Source organism: Streptomyces acidiscabies, from assembly GCF_020010905.1.
Lineage (GTDB): Bacteria > Actinomycetota > Actinomycetes > Streptomycetales > Streptomycetaceae > Streptomyces > Streptomyces acidiscabies.
Genome location: NZ_JAGJBY010000001.1, coordinates 5,092,010 through 5,112,420, shown reverse-complemented (window position 1 = coordinate 5,112,420; position 20,411 = coordinate 5,092,010). Strand labels below are relative to the sequence as shown.

Sequence of the window (20,411 nt, the reverse complement as noted above, 5' to 3'; positions counted from 1 at the left end):
CCGGGATCGGGACGAGATGTATTCCACGGATCACTTCCGCGTCGGGGCAACGTCCGGATGCTCCGAAAGGTCACGCATTCCACGAGGTCGGCAGGAGGTCCGCCGGCAGCGGGTCGGGGCTGCCGGCGGGGTCGACGAGGTGCGCCACGAGCGCCGTCGTCGTCCGCTGCCAGACGCGGTACCGCCGGAGCATCGCGTGATCGCCGCCCGTGACGAGGGCGAGGTCGGCGCGTACGGCGATGCCCTGGGCCCGCCGGATCAGCTCGGCGGTCTCGGTCGCCGACGTGATGTGGTCCCGGTCGCCGTGCAGCGCGACGACCCGCCGCCCGGCGAGTTGGTCGACGGGCTCGCCGGGCGGCCACCACGGAGCGAGCCCCACCACGGCGTGGACCAGCGGATGCCCGGCGGCGTGCAACGCGGCCCGCCCGCCCATGGAGTGCCCGACGAGGACGGTGGGGACGTCCCCGTACCGCTCGGCGAGGTCGTCGAGCGTGCCGAGCGTGTCGCGTACGGGGTCGGCCTGGACGCCGTTCCACCCGCGCACCCGGTACCGCACGCGCGTGACCAGCACGTCCTCCCCCACCGCCGCACCCAGCGCCCGCGCCACGGGCCTCATCCGCAGCGCGGCGAGCTGCCGGTCCCGGCTGGGCCGGACGTCGTTCACCGCACCACCGTGCAGCACCACCACCGCCGCACGCACCTGGCCGGACACAGGCCTCACCTCCACCCCCGATCTTCCCCCGCCGTCCGGTTCCGATACACGCGGGGGCGTCAGGAGCCGACCGGTTCGTACGTGCACCAGTCGAAGTGGACGGTTCCTTCGGCGGCGTACATGCCGATGACCCGGCCCGTGAAGCCGCCCGCGACCTCCGTGGAGAGGTAACGGCCGTCCAGGGCGGCGAGTTGAACGTACGTGCCGTCGGGGTTCTCGATGCCGAGCGTGACGGTGTCGGGGCCGGTGCGGGCGCCTCGGGGCTCGGGGGTGGTCGTCTCGATGCGGAGGACCACGGGGCCGGGCGGGGTGGGGTGGGTGGCCACGATGGGGTTCAACGGGCCGATGCGGGCGCGGACTTGGACCTCGCCGGGGGTGGCCTCGATGGAGTAGTGGTGCTGTTCGTCGAGGCGGACGGCGAGGCCGCCGCGGCCTTCGGAGGGGTCGATGAGGGTGCGGGTGCGGGAGTGGGGGTGTTGCTGGCGGCGGCCGGTGAAGATGACGTCCGTGGCGTCGAGGGAGGTGCCTCGGGTGCGGAGGGTGAGCCAGCCGGGGCGGTCCTTGGTGGTGCAGTGTGTGGTGGGGCGGTCGCGGAGGGAGATCCAGTGGGGGGCGAGGTCGGCGAGGTCGAAGTCGTCGTGGGGCGGGTCGAGTTGGGGGAAGGGAGGCGCGGAAGCGTGGGGCGTTTCCGAGGTGAACTCGCCTTCGGCTGCCCCGAGTTCGCCGACCACCGGCCACCCCTCCACCCACTCCACCGGCGCCAAGAACGTCTCGCGCCCCAGGACGTGCCACCCCGGAGTGCCCCCGCCCGGGCGTACCCCGAGGAACAGCATCCACCAACTGCCGTCACGCGCCTGGACCAGATCCGCGTGCCCCGTGTTCTGGACCGGCTCGTCGGTGCCCCGGTGCGTGAGGACCGGGTTCGTGGGGCACGGCTCGAAGGGGCCCTCGGGGGCGGAGCTCCGGGCGATGGAGACGGCGTGGCCGCGTTCCGTGCCGCCCTCGGCGATGAGGAGGTACCAGAAGTCGCCGATGTGGTAGAGGTGCGGCGCCTCGGGCGCTTTCGCGCCGGGTGCGCCGGACCAGATGCGGCGGGCGGGGCCGAGGGTCTCGTCAGTGCGGGGGTCGATGCGGTACTGGCTGACACCGGCGACCGTGCACCAGCAGGTGCCGTCGCCGTCCCAGGCGAGGTCGGGGTCGATGCCGTGGACGCCGGTCAGGAGGACCGGCTCGGACCAGGGGCCCGCCGGGTCGGTGGCGGTGACGAGGAGGTTCCCGTCGCCGCTGACGTTCGTGACGATCAGCCAGAAGCGGCCGTCGTGGTGGCGGAGCGTGGGCGCGTAGATGCCGCCGGAGGACGGAGAGTCCAGGGGAAGCCGCAACTGGGTGGGCCGGTCGAGGGCGTTGCCGATCCGGGTCCAGTTCCGCAGGTCCCGGCTGTGGAAGAGCGGTACGCCGGGGAAGTACTCGAAACTGGAGCAGGCGAGGTAGTAGTCGTCACCGACCCGGCAGACGCTGGGGTCGGGGTGAAAGCCGGGGAGGACGGGGTGGGCGACCATGAGGATCACGATCCCTGGGGGCGCCCGGAGTTGGCAAGTGTCGTGGCGAGAAGAAGAAAGTTTCGCGCTCAGGCGCCGGATCACTTTCTCGGCGGCGCCGTACTCTCCCGCACCGTCAGCCGCGTAGCGATCTCCACCCCCACCTGCGGCGCCTCCTCCCCGCGCCCCAGCAACAGCGCCAACTCCGTTGCCGCCACCGCCATTTCGGTCAGCGGCTGGTGGACCGTCGTCAGCGGCGGATCGACCCACCCGACGACCGGCAGATCGTCGAACCCCACGACGCTCAGGTCCGCCGGAATCCGCAGCCCCGCTTCCCGCGCCGCCTGGTAGACGCCCAGCGCCTGGAGGTCGTTGGCGGTGAAGATCGCCGTGGGCCGGTCGGGCAGCGCCAGCAGCGCGCGGGCGGCTTCGCAGCCGTCCTCTCGGGTGAGCTGCGTATGGACGATCAGGTCGGGGTCGTCCGGGAGTCCGGCGGAGCGCAGAGCGGAGCGGTGGCCGTCCAGCCGTGCGGCGCAGCAGAGTTGGTCGCGGGGGCCGCCGATCATGGCGATCCGGCGGTGTCCGAGGCCGGTGAGGTGGCGGGTGGCCGCGCGTCCGCCGGACCAGTTGGTGGCGCCGACGAACGGGACGTCGTCGGGGAGTTCGACGATGGGGTCGAAGACGACGAACGGGATGCCCTTGGCGGTGAGTTGGGCGCGTTCGGCCTCGGAGAGCTGAGCCACGGACAGGACGCAGTTGGGGCGCCGGGCGACCGTGTCGTCCCAGCCGGGCGCGGAGTCGTGCAGGCCGAAGCGGGAGACCATGAGGCCGACGCCGTTGCGCCGGGCGACCTCCTCGACGCCGCGGATGATCTCGACCGCCCACATGTCCTTGAGCTCGCGGAAGACGAGTTCGACGACGTTGCTGCGGCTCGCGCCTGCGGGTTTGCGGTAGCGGTACTTGTCGACCAGCGCTTCGACGCGGGCCCGGGTGTCCGCGGAGACGCCGGACTTGCCGTTGATCACCTTGGAGACGGTCGGGACGGAGACGCCGGCCGACTCGGCGATGTAGGCGATGGTGACGGGCCGGCTGGTGTCGGGGGCCCGACCGCTCGCGTGATCGGCCGTCCGGTCCGTTGCGTGATCCTCCAAGGTCGCCTTCCTCGTCGTCGGTACCGGCATTCTCGCACCGGCTCTGGCCCCTTGTAGATCCCCGTGTTAATTTCTCCGCCGCGTAGAGCGAAAGTTTTCCCGCACAGCCCGAGTTTCCGGAAGGTGCACATGGCGAACTTCCTCCGCCGGCGAACCCTGTCACGGCTCGCGGCCCTCCTGCTGGCCCTCCTCCTGCTCCCCCTGCTGCCGGCCACCACCGCGCACGCCGCCGATCCACCCCCGCCCGCCTCCGCCGCCGCCCGCAGCGCGGTCGCGGCGATGCAGCCGGGCTGGAACCTCGGCAACACGTACGACGCGATCCCCGACGAGACGTCCTGGGGCAACCCGCCCGTCACCCGGGCCCTTCTCCAGCAGGTCAAGTCGCAGGGGTTCCGCAGCATCAGACTCCCCGTCACCTGGAGCGGCCACCAGGGCGGCGCCCCCGGCTACACCATCGACCCCGTCTGGCTGGGCAAGGTCCGGCAGGTCGTCGACTGGGCGCTCGACGAGAACCTGTACGTCCTGCTGAACCTGCACCACGACTCGTGGATGTGGCTCAACACGCTGCCCACCGACCACGACAACGTCCTCGCCCGCTACACCGCGACCTGGACGCAGATCGCCGCCGCGTTCCGTGACCGCTCCCCCAAGCTGGCGTTCGAGAGTGTCAACGAGCCCACGTTCACCGACACTTCGGGCGACGAGCAGAGTTACCGTCTCCTCGCCGAGCTGAACCGCGCCTTCCACACGGCCGTCCGCGCGTCCGGCGGCGGCAACACGAACCGGCTGCTCGTCCTGCCGACCCTCTACACCAACTCCGACCAGGGCCGCCTGGACGCGCTCACCGCCGAACTCACCGCCCTGCGCGACCCGATGATCGCCACCACCATCCACTTCTACGGCTGGTGGCCGTTCAGCGTGAACATCGCCGGGTACACGCGCTTCGACGCGACCTCCGAGCAGGACCTCACCGGTTCGTTCGACCGCGCGTACAACGCGTTCACCGCGCACGGCGTGCCCGTCATCGTCGGCGAGTACGCGCTCCTCGCGTACGACCACACCCGGCCCGGGATCATCGAACGCGGAGAGGTGCGCAAGTACTTCGAGTACCTCGGCAACTACGCGCGCGAACGCCGGCTGACGACGATGCTGTGGGACGCGGGCCAGTTCCTCAACCGGAACACCCTTCAGTGGCGCGACCCCGAACTCTTCGCCCAGATCAAGTCGAGCTGGACGACCCGCTCGGGCACCGCCTCCACCGACCAGGTCTTCCTTCCCAAGTCGGCCCAGATCACGGCCCAAACAATCACCCTGAACCCCAACACGACCACCTTCCAGGGCCTGCGCGCCGGTTCCCGCAACCTCCTCCAGGGCCGCGACTACACCCTCTCCGGCAACCAACTCACGCTCACGGCAACCGCCTTGACGGAACTCGCGGGCAACCGCGCGTACGGCCTCAATGCGACCCTCCAGGCACGCTTCTCGCGAGGCGTCCCCTGGCGGATCGACATCGTCACGTACGACACCCCGGTGCTCTCCAACTCCTCGGGAAACACCAGCGGTTTGAGCATCCCCACCCAATTCCGCGGCGACCAGCTAGCCACGATGGAGGCCCGCTACGACGACGGCACCAACGCGGGCCCGGCGAACTGGACTCCGTACCAGCAGTGGGACAGCGCCTTCACGGCGTACACCGCCGACTCGATCAAACTCACCGCGGACTTCACCAACTCCCTGCGGGACAACGCCCGGGCGACACTGACGTTCCACTTCTGGAGCGGGACGACGGTCACGTACCACGTCGTCAAGACGGGTGGGGTGGTGACCGGAACCGTCTAACACGAACCACCTGCCCGTGACGCGCCGCCGTACGCGTCACGGGCAGGTTCAAAGTTCCGGCAGCCGCTTCGTGGACCCAGGAGCCCGGCGTTCGTCGAGCCGGAAGAGGTAGAGCCGGAGATCCAGGGCCAACTCCCCGTCGAGATAAGCGGCGTACTCACGAACGGCAGCTGCCACCCCCTGCCCAGCCCTCTCGTCGTCGGCCTCCCAGGCATCGCCGTGCCGCGCGAGATACTCACGAACCCGCCCCCGCTCCGCCCACCACTCCCGCACGGCCGCGGGCGTCCAGTGCTCGTCCCCGTCGCAGCCGTAGCCGGCGAAGGGGTCGTTCTCGGCGGCGGTGACGAGCCGGCGCAGCTCCTCCGGGGTGCGGGGCTGGCGGTAGACGTACTCGGTGAAATGCTCGGCCTCGTAGAGGACATGGCCGGGAGCGTGCAGGCGTCCGGTGCCGCAGTTGTCCGTGTCGGCGCCGTAGAAGGGGCCCGGTACGTTCAGCCATTTCCGGTCGGGCCACTGGCCACGGAAGGCCGCGCGGGTGTCACCGAGGAGGGGTACGGGGTCGAAGTAGCGCTGCACGTCAGAAGGGTAGGCCCCCTTTTCCCCCGGGGGGCTGTCACGAGTCCGCCCCCTGCCTTGTCATAGAACTGAGGCGGCATCGTCTCGTCCCGTCCGAGGAGGGTTTCGTGGAGCAGCAGGCGGTGTACGTGCTTGATCCCACAGGTGCGGCGCGTGAGGTTGAGCATCGGGTGTTACGGGAGCGGGGGCCGGTGACTCGGGTGGACGTTCTTGGGGTGGAGGTGTGGGCCGTGTCCGAGCCTGCCTTGCTCAAGGAGTTGTTGACCAATCCCGACGTGTCCAAGGACGCCCGGGCGCACTGGCCTGAGTTCGGTGAGGTCGTGACCCGGTGGCCGCTCGCGTTGTGGGTGGCCGTCGAGAACATGTTCACGGCGTACGGGGGGAACCATCGGCGGCTGCGGCAGATGGTCACGCCGTCGTTCACGGGGCATCGGATCAAGGCACTGGTGCCGACGGTCGAGCGGATGGTCGCCGGGCTCCTCGATGAACTGCCGTCGGGGCAAGGCGTCGTGGATCTGCGCGAGCACCTCGCGTACCCGTTGCCCATCGCCGTCATCAGTCACCTGCTGGGCGTGCCGCAGGACCGGGCGAACGGCTTCCGCGAGGTCGTCGACGGCGTCTTCGACACGACGCTCACCCCCGCACAGGCCCAGGCCAACACCGCGCTGCTGTACGAGAAACTCGCCCAGTTGATCCGTACGAAGCGGGACGCCCCCGGCGACGATCTGACCTCCCAGTTCATCGCGGCCCGTGACGACGACGGCACCGGTTTCACCGAGGACGAGCTGCTCGGGACGATGGTGCTGATGCTGAGCGCGGGGTACGAGACGACGGTGAACGTCATCGACCAGGCGATCACGCTGCTGCTGACGCACCCCGATCAGCTGGACCTGGTCCGCACCGAGCGGTACGGCTGGAAGGACGTCGTCGAGGAGACGCTCCGGCTCGAACCGGCGGTCACGCACCTGCCGTTGCGCTACGCCCTCAAGGACATCGCGCTGCCCGACGGCACGACGATCGCGAAGGGCGAGCCGATCCTCGCCTCGTACGGCGCCGCGAACCGGCACGGCGCGGACGCGGACGTCTTCGACATCACCCGCGTCGACAAGGAGCACCTGACGTTCGGCCACGGCGTCCACTTCTGCCTGGGCGCACCGCTGGCCCGCCTGGAAGTGACGGAGGTGCTGCGGCAGTTGTTCGCACGGTTCCCGGACGTCCGCCTGGCGGTCCCGCCGGACCACCTCCGCCCGCTGGCCTCCCTGATCAGCAACGGCCACCAGGAACTCCCGGTGCATCTCGGGACAGCCCCGTGAAGGTGTGGTCCCGCCAGAGCCGGCGTGACGTCTCCTCCGGGTAGGCGGTCACGGCCGGTTCGGCGGCCAGGATGCGGGTGAGGCGGTCCCCGGGGGTGTACGCGGGCCACCCGGGATCACCGGTCGCGGCGAAGGACGTCCACGCCCGGCGCAGGTGCGCCGAGACCGCCTCCGCCTCGGGGGTCGGCCCGGGCCCGATGAGGAGGCGCGCGAGGAACCCCTCGTACACACCGAAGGTCAGCGGCACGTCCAGCGCGTGGCAGGCGCCCGAGGACCAGGTCAGTTCGTACAGATGCGCCCGGCCGCCACCGGCCGTATGCGCCTCGGCGAGGTGCAGCGACGGCATCCGGAAGAAGCGGTCGGACTGGACGAGTTCGTACAGCCGCTCCGGCGACGCGTCCGGATACGCGGCGCGGTAGTCGGGCCCCGGCCCGAAGTACGTCAGCGCCTCCGCCGCCATCGCCTCGTCGACCTTCCCGATCAGCCCTCCCATCAGCAGGAACAGCCGGAACTCGTCCCGGTTGTGCCCGACGACCAGCTCCACGTCCGCCGCGCCCCCACCGGCGAGCGCCTCCCAGGGTGCGCACGGCAGGACCTCCCCGTCGACGACGGGCGCGTACGGCGTCGTCGTCAGCGCGGTAGCCCCCCACCGGTCCAGATGGTCCCGCATCCGCAGCCTCGCCCCGGCTTCGGGCAGCCTGCGGGGGTGTACGGCGGAGAGGTCGCCGACGGTCGGCCGCAGCCCGATTCCGGCGGCGAGGGCGCGGGCGATGTCCCGGGCGAGCGGAACGGTGAAGAAGCCGCCGGGGACGCTCTGGGCGATGGCCCGCCGGAACAGTCCCCGTGCGCACGGCATCGTCATGAGCGCGGCGATCGAGCCCGCGCCCGCCGACTGCCCGAAGACGGTGACGCGCCCGGGATCGCCGCCGAACCCGGCGACGCAGTCGCGCACCCACTCCAGCGCGGCGACCTGGTCGAGGAGCCCCCGGTTGGCGGGAGCGCCCTCGATGAGCGCGAACCCCTCGACGCCGACACGGTAGTTGAGGGTCACGACGACCACTCCGCCCTCGCGCGCCAGCCGCCCGGCGTCGTACCCGGGGTCGGCGGCGTCGCCGAACTTGTAGCCGCCGCCGTACAGCCAGACCATGACGGGCAGCCGGGCGGCGGGGTCCGGGGTCCAGATGTTGACGGTGAGCCAGTCGTCGCCGCCCGTCGAGCCGCCCTCCTGCGGGACCGGCGGCCCGAAGGCGAGGGCGTCGCGGACGCCGTCCCAGGGCTCGGGCGGGCGCGGGGCCGCGAACCGCAGCTCCCCCACCGGGGGCCTCGCGTAGGGGATGCCCCGGAAGACGGCGAGGCCGTTCTCCCTGCTTCCTCGGACCGTGCCCGCGGGCGTGCGCACCTTCGTCATCCCCGCATCGTCACACCGGGACGGACTGGTGACATTTCCTTCTTCGGAAGGTCTGTCGGACGTCACCCGGAACCAGCACAATCGGGCCATGACGATCACCAAGAGCGCGGCGCCGCCTCAGCACGACACGCCGTTGGAGCTCGTCCGGGGGGTGCTGACCGGCGGGGTGATCGGGGTGTCGCTGGCCGCGTTCGTCGTCGGGATCGTCGTCGAGCGGGTGCCGCTGATCGTCGGCGGGCTGGTGCTGCCGACCGTGTACGGGCTGCTGGTGCTGCTCGCCGGTGCGCCGGCCCGGGCCCGGGAGCGGGCCGTGGCGCCGCGTACGGCGCTCGCGATGATCGAGAGCGTGGAGGCCGTCGGGGGCGAGATCAGCGATGTGCCGGTGCAGTTCGAGGTGACGGTCGCGCCGGACGAGGCGTACGCCTACCGGGTGCGGTTCCGGCAGTCCATCAACCTCGCCGACCTGCCCGACTACCGGCCGCGCGACGTCGTGGTGGTGTCGTATCCGCCGGACGAGCCGTGGAAGGTGCGGATCGTGAAGCGGCCGACGCCGGAGTGGGAGGAGCGGGCGGCGGACGCGCGTCTGGACTCGGTGCCGGGGCCGGTCATGGAGAGCGGTCCGACGAAGGGGTGCGCGACCGGGTTCGTCACGATGGTCGCGCTGCTGCTGGGGGCGGCGGCCGTGGTGTACGGGTTCCGGGGCGAGCTGTTCGACTCCGACTCCCCCGCGAAGCCGTCGGCGTCCTCGTCGTCGTCGACCACGTCCATCACCTCGACCGTCACTTCGTCCACCGGAACCACCACCCTCGGCCCGAACCAGTCGATGCTCGACCCCGGTGTGCTGCGCCGGTCGGTCGAGTCGTTGGATCAGGGGAACCACCGGAAGGCGATCACCGTCGTCGTACAGGAACGGCTGCTGACGGTCGTCTTCTCCCCCGATGACGGTGCCACCGGGTTCGATCCCCGGTCCCTGCCCTTCGACCGCGTCCCCGCGCTGGTCGAGGAGGCCGGGTCCGGGCTCGGCGCGCCGCGCACCTGGCAGCTCACCGCCGACGGCGCCGCGCTCAAGGTCACGGTGACCGGGCGGGGCGGCACGAAGTCGCTGGAGGCGGACGGGGCGGGCAAGGTCGTACGTCGAGGGTGAGGGAGGGCCGCATGGAGGTGTACCTCGCGTTGTGGTGCGCGGTGCTGGGGGTGGCCGCGCTGGCCGGGTACGGCAGGTCGCTGTCCGGGATGACCAAGGCGCAGCGGACGGTGCGGGCGCCCGGGCGGATCGAGCAGGTGCGGCAGCCGAAGCACGGGGGGTCGCGCCGGGACGGGGTGTCCGTGGTGGTCTCCTACGTCGAACCGGAGACCGGGCAGCGGGTCACCGTCACGAACGAGGGCGAGCGCGGCGAGATGATCACGGCGGCATGGACGGGCCGGGAGATCGAGGTCAGCCATCCGCGCGGCCGGCCGCACGCCTACGAGTTCGACACCGCTCCCGTGGAACCCGGCCGGGGGCTCGGCTGGCCGAACTTCGCGGTGTTCCTGATCTACGCCGGGGTCGTGGTGTATCTCGCGGTCGAGTACGCCTGGCCGTGGGCGCTGGTCGGGTTCTGCGGCCCGTGGGCCGTGATCGGCGTGCTCTACCTGCCCGAGAACGTCCGGGAGAGCCGGGTCCGCAAGGAGCGGCTGGCCTCGATGGTCGCCGTGCCGGGGAAGGTGATCGCGGTCCTCAAGGACGTCAGCAAGGACTCCGAGGGCGGCACCACGACCACCATCACACCGGTCGTCGCCTTCACGACCGCCGACGGTACGGCCGTCACGGCGCACTGCCGGTCCGGCATCCCGAAGCCTGCCGACGCGTACGGCCGTGACGTCACCGTCCACCACGACCCCGCCGACCCCTCCCGCTTCGTCCTCGACCCGGCCGCCGCACGCCGCTCCGAGAACCGGGAGGTGCCGTTCGTCGCCCTCGTGGTGGCGGTGCTGGCGGGAGCGGCGGTGGCGGGGGCGGTCCTGCTGGTCTGAGGTACGTTCACCGGCATGGAACCGCTGACGTTCGACTACGACTACCTGCACTTCCGCGTGGACCGGGGGGTGTTCGAGCAGTTCAGTCTGGCGGCTCCCGCCCAGGGCTTCCGGATTCCGCTGCGCTGGCTCGGGGCCACCATCCACTACAAGAAGCCGGGCAGGCCGGGGAAGCTGTACGTCGGTTCCGTCCGCGACCCCGGCGCCGCGCTCTACGGCACCGACCGGCTCGCCTTCTCGTACTCGTCCTCCCCGTCCTTCGAGATACCTCCCGTCGACGAGGCGTTGTTCCGGGCGTACTTCACGGAGGTCGCGGCGCTCGCGGACCGGCGGGTCGCCGCGTTGTGAGCACCGGCCCTTCTCAGCGCTGATTCCCCGGGTTAGCGTTCCTCCCGTGGATCAAGAGCGGCGTTTCGACCACTGTCCCTGGCTGTTCCCCGGCGAGGCCACCGACGAGGAGCGTGCCGCTCAGCGGGAGCGGCAGGCCGGTATCGGCGGGGACAGCGTGGTCGGTGAGCGGTGTTACGTCGCCGGGTCGGCGGCCGTCTTTCCGGACCGGCTGCGGCTCGGGGACGACTCGTACATCGCCGCGCATGCCTATGTCACCGGGGAGTTGACGACCGGGACCGACTGCACGGTGAATCCGTACGCGACGGTGCGGGGGACTGTCGTCCTCGGGAACGGGGTGCGGATCGGGGCGCATACCTCGCTGCTCGGGTTCAACCACTCCATGGCGCCTGAACGGCCGGTGTTCCAGCAGCCGTTGACCAGTCGGGGGATCACTGTCGGGGACGACGTGTGGATCGGGTCGCATGTGGTTGTGGTGGATGGGGTGTCCATCGGGGACCACTGTGTGATCGGGGCGGGGGCGGTGGTGACGAAGGATCTTCCGGCGTGGACGGTGGCGGCGGGGAATCCGGCGCGGCCGTTGCGGGATCGGCGGGAGGGGAGGGCGGTGGTGCAGGGGGGTGCGGGGGTAGTGGCGGCTGTGGCGGGAGTTGTGCACCCCGACCCGCTCGCCCGGTTCGCCGAGACCGTCCGTGCGCAGGCCGCCGACGTCATCGGCCGTTGCTGGGACGGCGATCGGTACGTCGACCGGCCCGGCGCCGCGCCCACGCTGCGCGCGCACTGTGACGCCGTCGAGATCGCGGATCTGCTTCTCGGTGCCGTGCCGGAGCAGTTGACGGCTGACGAGCATGTGAAGCGGCTCGCCGGTGCGCAGGACCCGGGGACGGGGCTCGTGCCGGAGTTCGGTGAGGCGGTGCCGGTGCCTGAGGGGGACGGGTTCATCGGGGACGGTTCCGCGCTGTATCACGTGCTGTCCGTGGGGTACGCGCTCGACCTGCTGGGGTCCGCCTTCCCTCAACCGGTGCGCGGCGTCCGGGACATGACGGCCGGTCAACTCACCGCGCGGCTCGACGCGTTGCCGTGGCGGGACGGCGCGTGGGGCGCCGGGGCGTGGATCGACGCGTGGGCGACGGCCGCGCACTGGAACATACGGCGGCAGGGCGACGTACGTCAGGAAGGCGACGTCCGGCAGCCCGGCGGCGTACAACCCGGCGCCCTGGAAGCCCTGTTCGGCTGGCTGCTCACCCGCACCGACCCGTGGACCGGCATGTGGGGCACCCCCTCCCCCGACGCCGGACGCCTCCAGGTCGTGAACGGGTACTACCGCCTCACCCGGGGCTCGTTCGCCCAGTTCGGCCTCCCGGTCCCGCACCCCGAGCGGGTCGTGGACGCGGTGCTCGACCACGCCCGCGACCCCCGCCACTTCGGCCCCGGCCGGGACAACGCGTGCAACGTCCTGGACGTCGCGCACCCCCTGTGGCTGTGCGGACGCCAACTCGACGGCTACCGCTCGGCGGACGTACGGGCCTGGGCGGAGAGGCAGCTCGCCGCGCTCCTCCCCCGCTGGCAGGACGGCCGGGGTTTCGCCTTCGCCACCGGTGAACCCGGCTTGCAGGGTACGGAGATGTGGCTCGCCATCATCTGGTACCTGGCCGACCTCGCCGGCCGCGCCGACACCCTCGGTCACCGCCCACGCGGCGTCCACCGACCCGAACCCGCCGGAGCCCTCCGATGAACCGAGAAGCCGAGAACGTACGGCGAGCCTGGGCCCGCGTCACCGAGTGGCTCGACCAGAACGCTCCGAGAAACGCGGCCTCCCTCTGCGCCCCCGCCCGCCCGAAGGAGATCAGCGACGCCGAGGAGTCGCTCGGCGTGAGCTTCCCGCAGGAGCTGTGGACCTGGCTGCTGACCAACGACGGCGTCCGCATGGCGGACGAGCATTTCGCCGAACCGGACAGCCACTTCCTGCCGCCCGGCTGGCATCTCCTGTCGGTGGAGCAGATCGTGAAGGTCTACCGGACGCGTTCCGGGTACGAGGTGATGGAACCGTCCCCCGACCCGGACCCGGCGACCCTGGCCTGGCACCCCGACTGGATCCCCTTCGCCGTCGAGACGGACTGGCTCTACGGCCGGTTCCTCGACACCGCGACCGGCGAGGTGGGCGGGTGGAGCGACGGCGACCTGAACAGGTTCGGCGTCCACGACTCGCTGGCCGCCTACTTCCACTACCTCGCGGACGAGATGCGCGAGTACGGCAAGGTCGAGGACGGCCGCCTCAGGTGGTGACGTCAGCTGTAGAAGTTCTTCTCCCAGCGGTGCTTCGCGAGGACCGCCAACTGTTCGGCGGTCAGCGGGGGTTCGTCGGAGAGTGCCGCGTTGCGCTCGACGTTCGCCAGTGACCGCATCCCGACGATGACCGTGGACACCGCCTGCCCGGCGAGCGCGAACCGCAGGGCGACGGAGGGGAGTTCGGCGGGCTCGATCCCCAACTCGGCGACCAGCGCGTCCACTCGGCTCGCGACCTGCGCCGGACGCTCCTCGCGGAAGTACCAGTTGCGCCAGTCGCCCTCGGGGAAGGTGACGCCGGGACGGATCGTGCCGGTGAGCGCGCCCTCGTCCAGGGCGACCCGGACGATGACGCCGACGCCGTACTCCTCGCAGGCGGGCAACAGGGCGTCCGCCGGGGCCTGTTCGAAGATGTTGTGGATGACCTGGACGGTGTCGAGGACGCCGGTGCGCAGGACGGTCAGCACGTTCTCGGGCTGGTGGTCCTTGACGGAGATGCCGAAGTACCGGATCTTTCCCTCTTGTTTGAGCGCGGCGACCGTCTCCAGGAGGTCACCCCGGCCGGTCCACTCGTCCTCCCAGGTGTGGAGCTGGAGCAAGTCGACGTGATCGCGGCCGAGTTCACGCAGGCTCGTCTCCAGGCTCGCCCGCAGGTGCGCGCCGGGGAAGGTCTCCAGGGGGTCGAGTCCGCTGGCCGCGAGGGACACCGGCACCTTCGGACCGACCTTGGTCGCCACGAACACGCTGTCACCGGGGCGCTCCCGCAGCGCGCGTCCGACGACGCGTTCGCTGCGGTCGTACGCCCTGGCCGTGTCGATGAAGGTGACGCCCAGGTCGAGCGCGCAGTGCAGGGCGCGCACGCCGGAGTCGTCGTCGGCACCGACCCAGGCGCCCTGGCCCAGTCCCCAGGCGCCGTAGCCGATCTCCGACACGGTCGAGCCGGTGCGGCCCAGTTCGCGGTTGCGCATGTGCTGTCCCCTGTACGAACGGTCCCGGTGATCTTCGACGACGGTACCGGCGGCGCGGCCGTTCTGGGAACCCTCGTCACCAGCCGTGCGTGAGGACGTCGTCGAGCGCCGCGACGAACACGTCCGCGTCGTCCCGGGTCAGACAGAGCGGCGGCTTGATCTTCAGCACGCACTGCCGGTCCGACGTCGGCTGCATGATCACACCGAGTTCGCGGAGGCGTTCGCAGATCGCGGCGGTCTCCTCGGTGGCCGGTTCCAGCGTCGTACGGTCGCGGACGAACTCCACGCCGAGGTAGAGGCCGGAGCCGTGGACGGCGCCGATCAGCTCGTGCCGGTCGGCGAGTTGCCGGAGCTGCTCCTTCAAGTACCCGCCGACTTCAAGGGCGTTGGCCTGGAGGCCCTCGTCCCTCATTGCGTCCAGGACCGCGAGGCCGACCACCGAGCTGACGGGGCTGCCGCCCGCCGAGGAGAAGAAGTAGCCCTGCGTGCGGTAGGCGTCGGCGATCTCGCGGCGCGTGACGACCGCGCCGAGGGGGTGTCCGTTGCCCATCGCCTTCGCGACGGTGACGATGTCGGGGACCACGCCCTGCTGCTCGAACCCCCAGAAGTGGGTGCCGAGCCGGCCGTAGCCGACCTGGACCTCGTCGGCGATGCAGAGGCCACCGGCCTCGCGGACCGCCGCGTAGACCTGCTCCAAGTAGCCGTCGGGCAGGGGCATTCCGCCCGCGTTGCCGTAGAAGGGTTCACAGATGAACGCGCCGGGGCGTACGGCGGCGATGCGCGCTGCGGCCTCCGGGGCGTACCGGTGGGCGTCCTCGCCCCGGTGGCGGCCCCGGTAGGAGTTGGGGGCCGCGACCGTGTGGACCCAACTCGGGCGTGAGGTCAGGGCGTTGGGGTTGTCGGCGATCGAGGTGGAGACGGCGTCGCCGGCGAACGTCCAGCCGTGGTACGCCTCTTCGACGGCGACGGTGTCCTGTCTGCCGGTTGCCGCCCAGGCGAGCCTCAGCGCCAGGTCGACCGCTTCCGATCCGCTGTTCACGAGGAACACGGTGTCGAGTTCCTCGGGGAGCAACTCCGTGAGGCGTTCGGAGAGTTCGACGACCGAGGCGTAGTGGAAGCGGGAGTTGGTGTTGAGCTTGCGCCACTGCTGGTGGACCGCGTCGCCGAGGGCGGGGTGGCCGTGGCCCAGGATGGTGACGTTGTTGAGCATGTCGAGGTAGGGGCGGGCTTCGGTGTCGAAGAGGTGGTGGCGCCAGCCTCGTTCTATGCGGGGCGGGGTTGTGTAGTAGTGCTCCTGGACGGGGGCGAAGGCTTGGGTGCGGCGGGTCAGGAGGGGGGTCTCGGGTTGTCCGGGGTGGGGGGTGGTGAGGAGGAGGGAGGTGGGGTCTGGGCACAACTTCAGCCAGGCGGGGGCCAGTTCGGCGGGGGCGAAGCGAGGCGGGTGGGGGCTGTCGGGGTGGGTGCCTTCAGAAAGGGCAGCTTCGGGGAGGGTGCAGAGCTGGACGTGGAGGTGGCCGGAGGCGGTGCCGAGGAGGTCTCCGGCTCCGACCGGACCCGGTACGCAGTCGACGCCGCCCAGGAAGAGGGCGGGACCGTCGCCAGTGAGCTTGACGCCGTCCGCCGTGCGCGTGACCGTTCCAGCCCAGGGCGCCCGCACCTCCAACTCCCCTTCCCCGTACACCTCGACACCGAGCGCGCACGTGTCCCCGCCCGCCCGCGTCAACCTGAACTCCCCGTGCCGGGTCACCGCCGCCCCGTACCCCTCGGCGAGCCCCGCCTCGATGCCGGATTCGCGCCAGCGCCCGCTGTGCAGGTCGTCGCTGTGCACGGAGAGGTCGAGCACAGGGACGTCGTCCGGCAACCCCGGCAGCAGCCGATGCCCGCGCACGGCCCCAACTGCCGTACCCTCCGCCAGCAGTGCCGTCATCACCTCCACCGGCACCGACACCGCCGCCTCGAACATCGCCCACTCCCGTTCGAGCGCGTCCGACGCGTACGTGTTCCCCGGGTCCAGCGAAGCGTCGTACTGTCCGCTGACCACCAACACCCCGGCCCGCAGCACCACGAGCGGCCACAGGACCGTCGACTCGGCGTCGGACAGCGGCCGTTGCGCGCGGAACGCCTCCACGGCGGGGAGTACCGACACCGGCCCCGCGCCATGGTGGTGCAGCACCGACGTACAGGCGACCGCCAGCTCCGACACCGCCCAACCGGGCCCCAGATCACCGAAGTCGATGACTCCGACCGGCATCGGGCGGCCGTCCGCCCCCGTGTCGCAGACGACGTTGTTGTCCGTGAGGTCGCCGTGGATCACCTGCACCGGCAGGCTCTCGGCGTACGGCTCGACCGCCGCCCAGGCGGCCCGCGCGGCGGCGGTCACCCGTGCGGCGCGTTCCTGGTCGGCCATGCGCGGGGCCAGCGCCTCGATCACCTCGGCGGCGTACGACAGGTCCCACAGCCGTCCCGCCTCCGGCTCGACCGGCTCGGCGGTGGCCAGCGCCGTCACCACGCGGCCCGCGAGTTCGCCGAGGCGGGCGACGACCGGCGGGGCGAGGTAGCGGCTGTCCATGATGGGCTCGCCGGGGACGTATTCGAGGAGCCGGCAGGCGAGTTGCTCCTCCCCCACCGGCAGCCACTGGATGACGTCCCCGTCGATCCCGGCGCGCGCCCGGGGCAGCCGTACGTCCGGCAGCGCCTGCGCGAGCCGTTCGGTCACCGCGCACTGGGCGCGCAGCGCGCCGACCGCCGTCGCCGGGTTCGCGATCTTCAGGACGTACGCGCCGACCCGGTAGTTGCGGTCCTGCTGGCTGCCGAGGTCCTTCAAGTCCCCCTGGACACCGAACCGTTCGGCGAGCAGTGCGGTGACCGCCGTCTCGTCGATCACCGGCATGGGCCGGACCAGCCACTCCTCGTCGGGGAGGGTCATGAAGTGCTCCGCTCTGTGCGCGGCCCGACGGCGGGACGTCGGATCGGCTGGTTCCTGTCGAGGCCAGTATCAACCGTGATCGGCCGAGGCGGTCAGCGCCCTCCGGGTCTCGACGAGGACCGTGTCACGGTCGGCCATGGGCCAGCCGTTGGCCAGGGCGGCGGTGCGGAGTTGGGGGTCCGGTTCGAAGGCGACGGGGTGACCGGCGAGGGCGAGGACCTCGATGTCGGAGGCGGAGTCGCCCAGCGCGAAGGAATGCGCCCAGTCGACCGGAGTGGCCGCCTCCACCCGTCGCAGCACAGCACGCTTGGCTCCGCGCAGGCCGAGGGCCGGTCCGGTGCCGGTGGCGAAGGTCATTCCCCAGGCCCGGTCGGGGTCGATACCGAGATCGGTGGCGGCCTGCCGGACGGCCTGGTGAGGGCTGCCCGACAGCAGGCACACGGTGAGGCCACGCGCCCGCAGCAACGCGATCAAGTCGCGTACGAAAGGGTGGAGTTCACGCCCCACCTGCTCCCACGCGAGCCGGCCGGCACGGTCCAGGGCCTGCGGGGGCACGCCCCGTACCGTCGCCGCGTATCCGGCGTGGAAACGGCGAGCGCACTCCTCGTGGTCGATCTCGCGGGCCTGATAGCTGTGGATCGCGGCGATCGCCGCACGCGCGGCAGCCGGGTCCGCGCCCGGGACGTCCAGCAGCGCCTCGGTCATCGCCAGCGCCGCGAAGCCGGGAACGAGAGTGCCGTCCAGATCCAGTACCGCCAACCGGAGCATGTTCCAGGTGTCCTTCATCAGTTGGCCGAAAGGTGCCTCCGTTGACTGCCCCGGCCTCACGCGCCGCATCCCGCCGTCGCCGTCCCTCGCGGGTGCACTGGTGTGCCGAAGTCCGCGACGTGAGCGCCGGTAGCACTCGTCACGGCCGGTGAGCGCCCAGCGCACGGCCCCTGTGGTCGAGGCGTCGGTGTGCGCGCCGGTTGGGGCGCCGCACGATGCGGGGTCGCCTGTGCGGGTCGGTCCACGACAGCTGACGTGTCAGTTCTGGTCCCGGGAGTCCGTCGAGACGGCCCAGAAGCGCAGGAGCAGCGCGAGTACGCCGGTCAGGACCAGCAGCGATACGTTCCAGCCGACGGTTCGGCGGCTTGCCGCGTCGTTCAGCATGGCGATGACCACGAAGCCCATGAAGCCCAGTGCCGCGTAGAAGCAGATCCGGATGGCCTTCGCGGACCGGCGGCGCAGCCGGTAGAGCAGCAGCAGTCTGCTGACCGAGACGTAGGGTTCCTCGCCGGTGGGGGGCTGCTCGGCCGCGGAGACCCGTGCGGCTGCCTCGTCCAGCCAGCGGTTCGCCACCGTGGCCGGGTCGTGGAGTGCTTCCGGTGTGGAGGCGGTCAGCTGCTTGGCCTTCAGCCACTCGGCCGCGAAGGCCACCTGTCGCGTCGCGTCCTCGAAGGCCAGCCGACGACGGCCGTCCCGCGACCGGCGCACCCGCCGGTCCTGCGCCAGCAGACTCACCACGCCCGCGATCGCGGTCACGACGGGAACCAGCACGGCGGCGGCGATCGTCACCGCGTCTTGCGCCCTCATCGGCAGACCCCCACGATGCGTCCTGGTCCGCCAGCATCGCACCCCGGCGGGTGCCGGGACCCCTAACTCCGGTCCCGCGCCCCCCTACCTTCCGCCGGGAGTCCCCCACGGCCGTCGGCGGGATGGTGCACTTCCTCGCAGGTTCCGACGACGGAAGGTGGCATCCATGGTGACTCAGGAGCCCAATGCCCTCCTGACCGGCGGTCCGGAGTTCCTCCCCGACACGGAGCGGCTGCGGTATCTGCCGGACACCGGCAGGAAGTTCCGGCTGCTGAACGGGAACCGCTGGGAGCACTTCGAGCCGACCGCCCGCCGGGTGCGTGAGCAGGGGCGGGAGTTGGTGGTGTTCATCTGGAGCCGGCACACGTACGTGGCCGAGTAGCGGGAACAGGAAACCCCACTGTCAATTAGGGGTGCACCCCCGCGTTTTAGGGGCAGACGCTCCAGTGCCCCGTTCCTAGGCTCGACGCGTCGAAAGGATGACCAGATGAGGGTGGCGTTGCTGTTCCCCGGCCAAGGGTCGTACCTCCCGGGCGTGTTCGCCGGTCTCGGCGCGGACACCGACCTGATCTCGGATCAGGTGGCGGAGATCGACGAGGCCGCGGCGGAGTACGGGGTCAAACCCGTCCGGCCCCTGTTGTTCTCCCCGAACGCCCCCTCCCTGGGGGTGCTGCTCAAGTCCGACCCCGACCGGATGGACGTCGCCACTGTGGCGACGTCCCTCGCGCTGGCGGCGCTCCTGGAGTCCCGGTACGGGCTGACGGCCGACCATGTCGTCGGGCACAGCCTGGGCGAGTTCGCCGCCCTGTCCGTCGCCGGTGTCCTCACACCGGGCGACGCGGTGCGGGCCGTGTGCGAACGGCATACCGCGCTGCGGGAGGCGCCCCCGCCGGCGGGCGGCATGGTCGCGGTCGAGGCCGATCCGGAGCGGGCCGAGGAGCTGATCGCCTCGGTGCACGCCTCGACGGTCGCGGTGTCGTCCGTGAACGCGCCGGGCCAGTCGGTGGTCAGCGGCGCCGAGGGGGACCTGATCCGTGTGTGGGACGCGGCGCGGGCCGCGGGTCTGCGTACCTCCCGGCTGAAGGTCGTCCTCCCCTTCCACGTCCCGGTGCTGGCGAAGGCGAGCGCCGCCTACGCGCAGAGGCTGCCCAGCGTCCCGATGGCGGCGCCCCGCGAGCGGTTCTGCTACTCCCACGGGCTCGGCCGCTTCCTGACCGGTGAGGACGACGTCGTCGCGCTCATGGTCGACGACATGACGCGCCCGGTGCGCTTCCACGACGCCGTGCGCGCCCTGGACGCCGAGGGGGTCACGGCGTACGTGGAGTGCGGCGCGCTGGACGTCCTGACCCGGCTGGTCTCCGGGACGCTGCCCGCCGCGCTCACCGTGGCCCCGCTGCGCGAGGCGCTGACGGCACCCGATCTGTCGGGCCGGCTCGACTCCCTGGGCCCGGCGGCGACGGCGGCGTCCATGGCGACGGCGGCCGACCCCGAGGTCCTCGAAACGGTCCGCGCCGTCTGTGCCGAGCTCCTGGAGTACCCGTTGGAGACGCTCACCGACGACGCCCACTTCCAGGCCGATCTGGGGGTCGACTCCCTCGGCATGACCGAGCTCCTGGAGCGCTCCTTGCGCCGCTACGGCCTCCAGCACCTGTTCCACGTCGCCGACAACGGCGACTACGACACGGTCGCCGACCTGGCCGCGCTCGTGACCGGCCTGCTGCGCGACGAGACGCTCTCCGCTCCCGAGCGGCGGTGACC

The 20,411-nt window shown here is 71.5% G+C and carries 18 protein-coding genes; 9 read left to right on the top strand and 9 right to left on the bottom strand.

Annotated elements, in window-relative coordinates; translation table 11 throughout:
* Window positions 1-70: 70 nt before the first annotated feature.
* The 3 genes from J8M50_RS23190 to J8M50_RS23180 all read right to left on the bottom strand — a co-directional run bounded on the left by J8M50_RS23190 (window position 71) and on the right by J8M50_RS23180 (window position 3,401).
* Window positions 71-712, bottom strand: a complete 642-nt coding sequence (locus J8M50_RS23190) for an alpha/beta hydrolase (protein WP_010355997.1) — start codon at window positions 710-712, stop codon at window positions 71-73.
* Between the two features lie 59 nt (window positions 713-771).
* Complete coding sequence (locus J8M50_RS23185) at window positions 772-2,271, bottom strand: glycoside hydrolase family 43 protein (RefSeq protein WP_010355998.1); 1,500 nt, start codon at window positions 2,269-2,271, stop codon at window positions 772-774.
* 80 nt (window positions 2,272-2,351) lie between these two features.
* The gene (locus J8M50_RS23180; protein WP_010355999.1) at window positions 2,352-3,401 is read right to left on the bottom strand and encodes a LacI family DNA-binding transcriptional regulator; all 1,050 of its coding nucleotides are present in this window, start codon (window positions 3,399-3,401) and stop codon (window positions 2,352-2,354) included.
* 129 nt (window positions 3,402-3,530) lie between these two features.
* On the opposite strand from J8M50_RS23180, the gene J8M50_RS23175 reads away from it, so the two are divergent.
* Window positions 3,531-5,240: a cellulase family glycosylhydrolase gene (locus J8M50_RS23175; RefSeq protein WP_010356000.1), complete on the top strand. Its 1,710-nt coding sequence runs from the start codon at window positions 3,531-3,533 to the stop codon at window positions 5,238-5,240.
* Window positions 5,241-5,288: 48 nt separating this feature from the next.
* On the opposite strand, the gene J8M50_RS23170 is transcribed toward J8M50_RS23175, so the two are convergent.
* Entirely contained in the window at window positions 5,289-5,816 is a 528-nt protein-coding gene (locus J8M50_RS23170; protein WP_010356001.1) for a hypothetical protein, read from the bottom strand.
* 107 nt (window positions 5,817-5,923) lie between these two features.
* On the opposite strand from J8M50_RS23170, the gene J8M50_RS23165 reads away from it, so the two are divergent.
* Window positions 5,924-7,129 carry a cytochrome P450 family protein gene (locus J8M50_RS23165; protein WP_029184170.1) on the top strand — a complete coding sequence of 402 codons (1,206 nt, stop codon included), beginning with the start codon at window positions 5,924-5,926 and terminating at the stop codon, window positions 7,127-7,129.
* Here J8M50_RS23165 and J8M50_RS23160 read toward each other — a convergent pair.
* Window positions 7,080-8,537, bottom strand: a complete 1,458-nt coding sequence (locus J8M50_RS23160; protein ID WP_010356004.1) for a carboxylesterase/lipase family protein — start codon at window positions 8,535-8,537, stop codon at window positions 7,080-7,082. The two genes, J8M50_RS23165 and J8M50_RS23160, sit on opposite strands and share 50 nt — an antisense overlap.
* A gap of 88 nt (window positions 8,538-8,625) precedes the next feature.
* Between J8M50_RS23160 and J8M50_RS23155 the strand changes: the two genes are divergently transcribed.
* The 5 genes from J8M50_RS23155 to J8M50_RS23135 are packed head-to-tail and all read left to right on the top strand — an operon-like array spanning window position 8,626 to window position 13,184.
* Complete coding sequence (locus J8M50_RS23155; RefSeq protein ID WP_010356006.1) at window positions 8,626-9,681, top strand: hypothetical protein; 1,056 nt, start codon at window positions 8,626-8,628, stop codon at window positions 9,679-9,681.
* Window positions 9,682-9,692: 11 nt separating this feature from the next.
* Window positions 9,693-10,550: a DUF3592 domain-containing protein gene (locus J8M50_RS23150; RefSeq protein WP_010356007.1), complete on the top strand. Its 858-nt coding sequence runs from the start codon at window positions 9,693-9,695 to the stop codon at window positions 10,548-10,550.
* Between the two features lie 15 nt (window positions 10,551-10,565).
* Window positions 10,566-10,898: a hypothetical protein gene (locus J8M50_RS23145; protein WP_010356008.1), complete on the top strand. Its 333-nt coding sequence runs from the start codon at window positions 10,566-10,568 to the stop codon at window positions 10,896-10,898.
* Window positions 10,899-10,944: 46 nt separating this feature from the next.
* Entirely contained in the window at window positions 10,945-12,633 is a 1,689-nt protein-coding gene (locus tag J8M50_RS23140; protein WP_010356009.1) for an acyltransferase, read from the top strand.
* Window positions 12,630-13,184, top strand: coding sequence for an SMI1/KNR4 family protein (locus J8M50_RS23135; RefSeq protein ID WP_010356010.1), 555 nt, complete (start codon window positions 12,630-12,632; stop codon window positions 13,182-13,184). Before J8M50_RS23140 ends, J8M50_RS23135 begins: the two co-directional genes overlap by 4 nt.
* A gap of 2 nt (window positions 13,185-13,186) precedes the next feature.
* On the opposite strand, the gene J8M50_RS23130 is transcribed toward J8M50_RS23135, so the two are convergent.
* The 4 genes from J8M50_RS23130 to J8M50_RS23115 form a co-directional block, all read right to left on the bottom strand.
* Window positions 13,187-14,152: an aldo/keto reductase gene (locus tag J8M50_RS23130; RefSeq protein WP_010356011.1), complete on the bottom strand. Its 966-nt coding sequence runs from the start codon at window positions 14,150-14,152 to the stop codon at window positions 13,187-13,189.
* A 76-nt stretch (window positions 14,153-14,228) separates the two neighbouring features.
* Window positions 14,229-17,078, bottom strand: coding sequence for an aminotransferase (locus tag J8M50_RS23125; protein ID WP_010356012.1), 2,850 nt, complete (start codon window positions 17,076-17,078; stop codon window positions 14,229-14,231).
* Window positions 17,079-17,147: 69 nt separating this feature from the next.
* Window positions 17,148-17,864, bottom strand: a complete 717-nt coding sequence (locus tag J8M50_RS23120) for an HAD family hydrolase (protein WP_010356013.1) — start codon at window positions 17,862-17,864, stop codon at window positions 17,148-17,150.
* Window positions 17,865-18,104: 240 nt separating this feature from the next.
* A complete protein-coding gene (locus J8M50_RS23115) occupies window positions 18,105-18,653 on the bottom strand; it encodes a hypothetical protein (protein ID WP_029184171.1) in 549 nt (182 codons plus the stop codon).
* A gap of 166 nt (window positions 18,654-18,819) precedes the next feature.
* On the opposite strand from J8M50_RS23115, the gene J8M50_RS23110 reads away from it, so the two are divergent.
* Window positions 18,820-19,035 (top strand): DUF5988 family protein, encoded by a 216-nt coding sequence (locus J8M50_RS23110; protein WP_010356015.1) that lies wholly within the window; start codon window positions 18,820-18,822, stop codon window positions 19,033-19,035.
* A gap of 105 nt (window positions 19,036-19,140) precedes the next feature.
* Window positions 19,141-20,409, top strand: coding sequence for an acyltransferase domain-containing protein (locus J8M50_RS23105; protein WP_010356016.1), 1,269 nt, complete (start codon window positions 19,141-19,143; stop codon window positions 20,407-20,409).
* The last annotated feature ends 2 nt before the right edge of the window (window positions 20,410-20,411 follow it).

Excerpts from the sequence above, each read along its gene's own strand:
- J8M50_RS23185 (WP_010355998.1), bottom strand. The coding sequence starts at position 2,271 with ATGGTCGCCCACCCCGTCCTCCCCGGCTTTCACCCCGACCCCAGCGTC.
- J8M50_RS23175 (WP_010356000.1), top strand. The coding sequence starts at position 3,531 with ATGGCGAACTTCCTCCGCCGGCGAACCCTGTCACGGCTCGCGGCCCTC.
- J8M50_RS23160 (WP_010356004.1), bottom strand. The coding sequence starts at position 8,537 with ATGACGAAGGTGCGCACGCCCGCGGGCACGGTCCGAGGAAGCAGGGAG.
- J8M50_RS23155 (WP_010356006.1), top strand. The coding sequence starts at position 8,626 with ATGACGATCACCAAGAGCGCGGCGCCGCCTCAGCACGACACGCCGTTG.
- J8M50_RS23150 (WP_010356007.1), top strand. The coding sequence starts at position 9,693 with ATGGAGGTGTACCTCGCGTTGTGGTGCGCGGTGCTGGGGGTGGCCGCG.
- J8M50_RS23145 (WP_010356008.1), top strand. The coding sequence starts at position 10,566 with ATGGAACCGCTGACGTTCGACTACGACTACCTGCACTTCCGCGTGGAC.
- J8M50_RS23135 (WP_010356010.1), top strand. The coding sequence starts at position 12,630 with ATGAACCGAGAAGCCGAGAACGTACGGCGAGCCTGGGCCCGCGTCACC.
- J8M50_RS23130 (WP_010356011.1), bottom strand. The coding sequence starts at position 14,152 with ATGCGCAACCGCGAACTGGGCCGCACCGGCTCGACCGTGTCGGAGATC.
- J8M50_RS23125 (WP_010356012.1), bottom strand. The coding sequence starts at position 17,078 with ATGACCCTCCCCGACGAGGAGTGGCTGGTCCGGCCCATGCCGGTGATC.
- J8M50_RS23120 (WP_010356013.1), bottom strand. The coding sequence starts at position 17,864 with ATGAAGGACACCTGGAACATGCTCCGGTTGGCGGTACTGGATCTGGAC.
- J8M50_RS23115 (WP_029184171.1), bottom strand. The coding sequence starts at position 18,653 with ATGAGGGCGCAAGACGCGGTGACGATCGCCGCCGCCGTGCTGGTTCCC.
- J8M50_RS23110 (WP_010356015.1), top strand. The coding sequence starts at position 18,820 with ATGGTGACTCAGGAGCCCAATGCCCTCCTGACCGGCGGTCCGGAGTTC.
- J8M50_RS23105 (WP_010356016.1), top strand. The coding sequence starts at position 19,141 with ATGAGGGTGGCGTTGCTGTTCCCCGGCCAAGGGTCGTACCTCCCGGGC.